At 59.1% G+C, this 7,845-nt stretch carries 6 protein-coding genes; 3 read left to right on the top strand and 3 right to left on the bottom strand.

Translation table 11 applies throughout. The features are described 5' to 3' along the window. The 3 genes from RTY00_RS15320 to RTY00_RS15310 all read left to right on the top strand — a co-directional run. Positions 1–1,080, top strand: a 1,080-nt coding sequence (locus tag RTY00_RS15320; protein ID WP_312665024.1) for an aromatic amino acid lyase, incomplete at its 5' end; no start/stop codon positions are given. 10 nt (positions 1,081–1,090) lie between these two features. After that, positions 1,091–2,776, top strand: coding sequence for a urocanate hydratase (gene hutU / locus RTY00_RS15315; protein WP_312665023.1), 1,686 nt, complete (start codon positions 1,091–1,093; stop codon positions 2,774–2,776). A gap of 189 nt (positions 2,777–2,965) precedes the next feature. Next, positions 2,966–4,123: a M20 aminoacylase family protein gene (locus RTY00_RS15310; protein WP_312665022.1), complete on the top strand. Its 1,158-nt coding sequence runs from the start codon at positions 2,966–2,968 to the stop codon at positions 4,121–4,123. Between the two features lie 56 nt (positions 4,124–4,179). On the opposite strand, the gene ybiB is transcribed toward RTY00_RS15310, so the two are convergent. From ybiB to RTY00_RS15295, 3 genes are all read right to left on the bottom strand, one after another. After that, entirely contained in the window at positions 4,180–5,148 is a 969-nt protein-coding gene (gene ybiB, locus RTY00_RS15305; protein WP_312665021.1) for a DNA-binding protein YbiB, read from the bottom strand. A 45-nt stretch (positions 5,149–5,193) separates the two neighbouring features. Next, positions 5,194–7,338, bottom strand: coding sequence for an ATP-dependent DNA helicase DinG (dinG, locus tag RTY00_RS15300; RefSeq protein WP_312665020.1), 2,145 nt, complete (start codon positions 7,336–7,338; stop codon positions 5,194–5,196). Between the two features lie 54 nt (positions 7,339–7,392). Then, positions 7,393–7,845: substrate-binding domain-containing protein (locus RTY00_RS15295; protein ID WP_312665019.1), on the bottom strand; the 453-nt coding region annotated here is incomplete at its 5' end.

Raw genomic sequence — 7,845 nt, 5'->3', positions numbered from 1 at the left:
CTGATGCTGCTGGGCGAAGGTCAGGTACGCGTCGAGGGCGAATTAATTCCTGCTACTGAAGGCTTAGCGCGCGTTGGCCTGCAGCCGATTGTGTTGGGCCCTAAAGAAGGTCTGGCGCTGCTCAACGGCACGCAGGTTTCGAATGCGCTGGCGCTGCGCGGTCTGTTCGAAGCGGAAAACCTGTTCGCGGCGGGCCTGATGGCCGGCGCACTGTCGCTGGAAGCGATTAAAGGCTCGGTGAAACCTTACGATGCACGTATTCACGAAGCGCGCGGTCAGGTTGGACAGATCAACGTTGCCGCCGCCGTCTCCTCTTTATTATCCGGCAGTGAAATCCTCGGCTCGCACACCAACTGTGGTCGCGTGCAGGATCCCTACTCGATTCGCTGCGTGCCACAGGTGATGGGCGCCTGCCTGGATAACCTGACGCACGCCGCGCGCGTATTACAGATTGAAGCCAACGCCGCCTCCGATAATCCGCTGGTGTTCAGCGACAGCGGCGATGTGATTTCCGGCGGTAACTTCCACGCCGAGCCGGTGGCTTTCGCTGCGGATATTCTGGCGCTGGCGATTGCCGAAATCGGCGCGATCTCCGAGCGTCGTCTGGCGCTGCTGCTGGATACCGGCCTCTCCGGTTTGCCGCCGTTCCTCGTCAATGATGGCGGCGTTAACTCCGGCTTTATGATCGCCCAGGTCACTGCGGCGGCGCTGGCGTCTGAGAACAAATCGCTGGCGCATCCCGGCAGCGTTGACAGCCTGCCGACCTCCGCTAACCAGGAAGATCACGTTTCGATGGCGACCTACGCAGCCCGCCGCCTCGGTAGCATGTGCTTCAACACCGCTGCTGTAGTGGGTATTGAAGCGATGGCCGCCGCACAAGGTATTGATTTCCATCGTCCGCTGCAGAGCTCGCCGACGCTGGAACAGGAGATGAGCCGCATCCGCGAGAACGTGGCCTTCCTCGATCACGACCGTTTACTGGCGCCGGATATCGAATCCATGCGTCTGTGGGCCAGCGCATCCGCATGGCCTGAATCCCTTACCGCGCTGCTGCCAAGCCAGCGTAAGACTGTTAATTAAGGAATCGATGATGAGCGAAACTTTGACTCAGGCTGTAGCCCGTGAAATCCGTGCGCCGCGCGGTAATGAATTGCACTGCGCCAACTGGTTGATTGAAGCGGCTTACCGCATGATCCAGAACAACCTCGATCCTGACGTGGCAGAGCGCCCGGAAGATCTGGTGGTGTACGGCGGCATCGGTAAAGCCGCGCGTAACTGGGAGTGCTTCGAGCAGATCCTGCGTTCGCTGCGCGCGCTGCAGCCGGAAGAGACACTGCTGATCCAGTCCGGCAAACCGGTGGGTGTGTTCCGCACTCATGCCGATGCACCGCGCGTGCTGCTGGCTAACTCGAATCTGGTGCCACATTGGGCCAACTGGGATCACTTCCACGAGCTGGATCAAAAAGGCCTGATGATGTATGGCCAGATGACCGCCGGTTCGTGGATCTACATCGGTGCGCAGGGCATCGTGCAAGGTACTTTTGAAACCTTCGCCGAAGCCGGTCGCCAGCATTACGACAGCAATCTCAGCGGCCGCTGGATCCTCACCGCCGGTTTGGGTGGCATGGGCGGCGCACAACCGCTGGCTGGCGTGTTGGCCGGTGCCAGCGTGCTGGCAATTGAGTGCCAGGAATCACGCATCGATTTCCGTATCCGTACTCGCTACGTCGATCACAAAGCCTATACGCTGGACGAAGCACTGGCGCTGATTGATCAAGCGAATAAAGAGAAGCGCGCCATTTCTGTTGGCCTGCTGGGTAACGCCGCTGAAATCGTACCGGAGCTGGTGAAACGAGCCAAAGCGGGCGGCATGAAGCCCGACATCGTCACCGATCAGACTTCGGCGCACGATCCGATTAACGGTTATCTGCCGGTCGGTTGGGATGTGGCGCGCTGGGAAGCCGAGCGTGTCAGCAACCCGAAAGCGGTGGAAAAAGCCGCGCGCGCCTCAATGGCGGTGCATGTGCAGGCGATGCTGGATTTCCATCACATGGGCGTCCCGACCGTGGATTACGGCAACAATATCCGTCAGGTGGCGCTGGATGAAGGCGTGAAAAATGCCTTCGATTTCCCTGGCTTTGTGCCGGCCTATATTCGTCCGCTGTTCTGCGAAGGCAAAGGCCCGTTCCGCTGGGTGGCGCTGTCAGGTGATGCGGAAGATATCTACAAAACCGATGCCAAGCTGAAAGAGCTGTTCCCGGATCACCAGAATCTGCACCGCTGGCTCGACATGGCGCAGGAGCGCATCGCCTTCCAGGGCTTACCGGCGCGTATCTGCTGGCTGGGTCTCGGCGAGCGTCACAAAGCGGCGCTGGCGTTCAACGAGATGGTGCGCAACGGCGAGCTGAAAGCGCCGATCGTCATTGGTCGCGACCACCTGGATTGCGGTTCCGTGGCGTCACCGAACCGTGAAACCGAAGCGATGAAAGATGGCTCGGATGCGGTATCGGATTGGCCGCTGCTGAATGCCCTGCTGAATACCGCCGGCGGCGCGACCTGGGTGAGTCTGCACCATGGCGGCGGCGTCGGCATGGGCTTCTCACAGCACTCCGGTGTAGTGATCGTGTGTGACGGCACTAAAGAAGCCGATGCGCGCTTAGGCCGCGTGTTGTGGAACGATCCGGCCACCGGCGTAATGCGTCACGCGGATGCCGGTTATCAATTAGCGCAAAGTTGCGCGCAGGAACACGGCTTAAACCTGCCGATGCAAAAATAACGTTCACCTCGCGCAGTATCATTGTAGGGTCGCCATTCATGGCGACCTCTTTTATTAGAACCTGCATATTCCATTCCGCTATACCCTATAGCCAAATTATTCCGTTCCGCGATAGACGCCGCCATGCGCTTGCCACTACAGTAAATACATTATTTTGCAGCTCACGCTGCTAATGGAGAGCCTTACCTTATGAGCCTGCCTGCTGCACTGCTGGAAAACGCCCTCAACTGGCGTCGTCAGTTACACCAACATCCTGAACTGGGTTACCAGGAGCAGCAGACCAGCGAACTCGTCGCTAAGGTTCTCACCGATGCCGGATTACAGGTGTTTCGTGGCTTAGCCGGCACCGGCGTCATCGGCACCTTAGAGAACGGTCCCGGCCCGGTTATTGGCCTGCGCGCCGATATGGATGCGCTGCCGATCACCGAAAAAGGCGCGCCGCAGTGGAAGTCGCAAAAAGCCGGCGTCATGCACGCCTGCGGTCACGATGGTCACACTTCGATTCTGCTGGCGGCGGCCTGTCAGCTGGCGGCCACGCGTAACTTCAGCGGCACCATTCACTTCATCTTCCAGCCCGCCGAGGAGAATCTGGGTGGCGCGCGCAAGATGGTGGAAGAAGGTTTGTTCCAGCGCTTCCCGATGGATGCGGTTTACGCCATGCACAACTGGCCGGGCATGCCGGTGGGCACGCTGGCGGTGAACCCGGATGCGATGATGGCATCACTCGACTCGTTCGAAATTACGCTGCACGGCAAAAGCTGCCATGCGGCGATGCCGGAAAGCGGTGCCGATCCAATGGTGGTCGCTGCCGAGCTGATTCTGGCGCTGCAAACTATTCCGTCGCGTCGTCTGTCGCCGCTGGCTTCGGCGGTGGTGAGCGTGACGCAGATTCACGGCGGTGAAGCGATTAACGTCATTCCTGAGCAGATTGTGTTGCGCGGTACGGTGCGATGTTTGCAGACCGACGTGCGCAATCGCGTGCGCGGTCTGATTGAGGATTTTGTCACTACGTTGCCGCGCCCGTTTGGCGTCAGCGGCGAGATTCACTGGTATCCCGGTTATCCGGTCACCGCCAACCATGCAGAGCAAGCCGAACAGGTACGTGCGGTGGCGGTTGATGTGCTCGGCGAGTCGCAGGTGCATTGGCAGGTGAACCCTTCAATGGCTTCGGAAGATTTTGCCTGCATGATGGAAGCCTGCCCCGGCACCTATTTCTGGTTGGGTGCCGATGGCACAACGCCGTCCGCCCCGCTGCATAACGCCCATTACGATTTTAATGATGAGCTGCTGCCGATCGGTATTACCTTTTGGCAGCGGTTGGTGGAGAGCGTGTTGGCGAAGGCGTGATGGCGGTCGCCATGAATGGCGACCCTACGAAAATCGTGCGATGCGCCTGGTAGACTTCAGATTCCCGCTTGCTGTAACCGCACTTCTGCATCCGCCAGGTTAGCGGATTCTCCGGTGGCAACCAGACAACACGCCAGCTGCAAACGCAGCGCCTGCGGCACCGCGCGTTCCCCGGCTAACACCTGATTGATCCACGCGGCGGTATCCTGCGCGCTTTTGCTTTCTGGCAGTTCCACACTCACTTCCGGCTGGCGTTCAACCCACACTTCCGCTTCTGCACCCGCACCGCGAATGAAGTTAATCGCCGGGCAGCGCTGCGGATTGGCATACACCTCGCCTTCGGTACCGTTGAGCAGAATCGCCGGTGCATCGATATCCTGGAAGAATTTCCCTACTCGCGGCACATATTCCGGATGCGAGACGCTGGCCAAACGCAGCGCGGCGCGTTCGGCAAACGGCGTCGCCAGTTTCGCCAGCGTATGCGCACTGTTACGCACGCCCATGCGCCAGCGCAGCGACAGCTGTTGCGCCATCGGCGCGCACAGATGGTCGATGGTGATAAACGCCAGCTCGCCGTTATCCAGCTTCGCCTGCGCCTGTGCGGCGGAGGTCACGGGCGCGATGTCCAGCGCCGCCAGCACCGCTTCGGTGGTGATGCGCGTGGGATCGTCGCTAACGCCGTGCAACAGCACCGGGAAGCCGAGTTTCACCAGCAACAGCGCCAGCAGCGGCGTCAGATTGCCCTGACGACGCGCACCGTTGTAGCTGGGAATAACAATCGGCATTGGACGATGCGCCGGTGCCTGCAACTGCATCATCTGCTGCTGCATTGCGTGGTAAAAACCGCGCATCTCCTCTTCGCCTTCGCCCTTGATGCGCAGCGCAATCAGCACGCCACCGAGCTCCAGCTCCGGCACTTCACCGGCCAGCATCGCGCTGTAGAGCGCCTGCGCGGTGTCGAAATCGATATCGCGCGCGTGATTTTTACCGCGCCCAATCTCTTTAATGATTTTATTCAGTTCCATCAGGCATTCCCGCTTCCAGGGCGCGCCGCCGTGCGGCTGCCAAAGTTAGATTTTCTTACTGCGACGTTTTTTCGGCTTGTCACTGCTGGCTTCCGGCATCGGCGGTTGCTCAATCGGGAACACCGGTAATGCGGCCAGCAGTCGGCTGCCATAAGCTTTGTTGAGCAGGCGGCGATCGTAAATCACAATTTCGCCAAAGCAGCTGTGGCTACGAATCAAACGTCCTACCTGCTGAATCAAGGTAAAGGAGGCGCTCGGCAAGCTCTGCACCTCGAACGGATAGCGTTTCAGGCTCTTCAGCCATTCGCCCTCGGTCAAAATTACCGGACTGTCCACCGGCGGAAAAGCGATTTTGTGGATATGCACCTGCGACAGCAGATCGCCTTTCAGATCCAGCCCTTCAGCGAACGATTGCAGGCCAACTAAAATGCTGGTTTTACCGGCTTCAACGCGTTCCCGATGCAGCGCCACCAGGCGCGAACGCGGCTGGTCACCTTGCACCAGCATTGATAAACGCAGCTCTGGAATGTGCGCGACAAACTGCTGCATCGCACGGCCACTGGCGAACAGCACCAGCACGCCTTTGTGCTTCTCTTCGGCAATCTGCTGGCGGAAGAAACGTGCCATCTCGGCGATGTGTTCCGCTTCCTGCGCCATCTGCGGCTCAAACTGCATCTGCGGAATCACCAGCTTGCCCTGATCGATATGGTTAAACGGTGAATCCAGCGCCACAAAGCGGTCGCCGGCTTTCTCGCTCAACCCCGACATCTCTTGTAGCCGGTTGAAGCTGTTAAGCGATCGCAAAGTGGCGGAGGTCACCACCACATGCGGGATTTTGCGCCACAGAATTTTTTCCAGCTGATCGCTTACGCGAATGCCCGCGCAATGAAACAGCAGATGCGCCTGGCCTTCACGGATCTCACGCGTAATCCACTTCGACACCGGCGCATTCGAAGCTTTCTCCATCGCCGCCAGCCGCCACAGTTTGCTGATTGATTCGAACCAGCCGAAGTGGCGATTGAGCTGAATGATGGCTTTATGCAGCCGCATGATGTCGGCTTTACCGGTTTGATCGCCCAACTCGTTGAGCAAACCTTCACTCAGGCCACGCAGCGCATCGCTTAGTTTGAACAGACGCGCGCACAGGCTCAGCAGCTCTTCCGGTAATTCACCCAGCACAAAGCGGAACTCGCCCGGCTGATTATGGCCCGGCAGCAGCGGATTGAGCGCATCGCAGAGAATCTGCAGCAGCTCGCGCATTTCGTCGCAATGGCCTTTCAGGCGTTCCGGATTGGTGAGCGGCGGCGGCGATTTCGGGCGGAACTGCGCCATGATGGTTTCCACCAGCCGCACAAACAGATCGAGCTGTAAGCTGCTCCAGCCCGGCGTGATCTCCGCGCTCATCTCCAGCGCATCGCGCGCCACTTCCGGCAGATGATGGCCTTCATCCAGCACCAGCATCAGGTTTTTCGCCGGTGGCAGCACCGATTCATTTTCCATTGCCGCCATCACCAGCGCATGGTTAGCGACCACCACATCCGCCTGCTCAATCTCGCGACGCGCGACAAAGAATGGGCATTCGCGATACCAGCGGCAGTGATGCCCGAGGCAGTTGGCTTTGTCGGTGGAGAGGCGTTGCCACAAGCTGTCGTCAATGTTGACATCGGTGTGATCGCGCAAGCCATCCCAGCGGTAGCTGCTGAGCTGCTTCTCCAGCTTGGCGCAGAATTTCTGCTCCTCTTTCGAGCCGGTCACCGCCTCTTCATCGAGATAGAGCAGCAAATCGCCCTGTTGATCTTCGGTCGCCGCCAGCGCCGCAAGGTTGCGCGGACAAACATAGCGTCCACGGCCAAAGGCAGCGGTGAAGGTAAGATCGGGGATGATTTTCTTCAGCAGCGGCAGATCTTTGGTGAAGATCTGATCCTGCAACGCCACGTTGGCGGTACTGATCACCAGCCGCTTCTCCTCGGCGCGGCTCACCGCAATGCCGGGAATCAAATAAGAGAGGGTTTTGCCGACGCCGGTGGGCGCTTCAATCGCCAGATGACGCCCTTCGTCACCGGCCAGACTTTTCGCCACTTCGGCAATCATCTGGCGCTGCGGCGCGCGCGGGATAAAGTCAGGAACCTGCTGCTGCAGCGCCTTATACCATTGCGCAATCTGGCTTTTTATCGCTGCTGTCAGGGCCATTTTCGTTACTGTTTGCTGAATTGGCCTGTATTTTTACACAGTATTGGCGCAGCGTCAGCTTTCGCTGCTATTTTTTCGCGCTGGATTCAGAATTTCACGCATCGCACGGATCAAGGTTTCACGCGCGCGCCCACGGCGAAACGCAAAAGAGAAAGGCGCGCGGAAGTGGAAATGGTGCGGCAGCAGGCGACGCAGCGCGCCCTGTTGTTCCCAGCTGCGCGCATAGTGTTCGGGTAAATAGCCGATAAAGCGGCCGGAGAGAATCAGCGTCAGCTGCGCTTCGATGCTCTCCACCGACGCATTGCTCTGGCGGAAGCCACGCTTGTTCAGTTCCTGCTGATTCCAGTAACGCCGCGTCACCATGCCGGTTTGCTGCACGGTGCGCACATCCGGATGGCCCTCAGCCAGCGGATGTTCCGGGCTGCAATAGAGCCAATGCTGCTCTTCATACAGCGGAATGGTCACCAGATTGCTGGCGCGCAGCGGGAAGTGACCAATCGCCAAATC

This window comes from Pantoea sp. CTOTU49201 (genome assembly GCF_032054795.1).
Taxonomy (GTDB): domain Bacteria; phylum Pseudomonadota; class Gammaproteobacteria; order Enterobacterales; family Enterobacteriaceae; genus Pantoea; species Pantoea symbiotica.
This window is presented reverse-complemented; position numbering and strand designations above follow the sequence as displayed.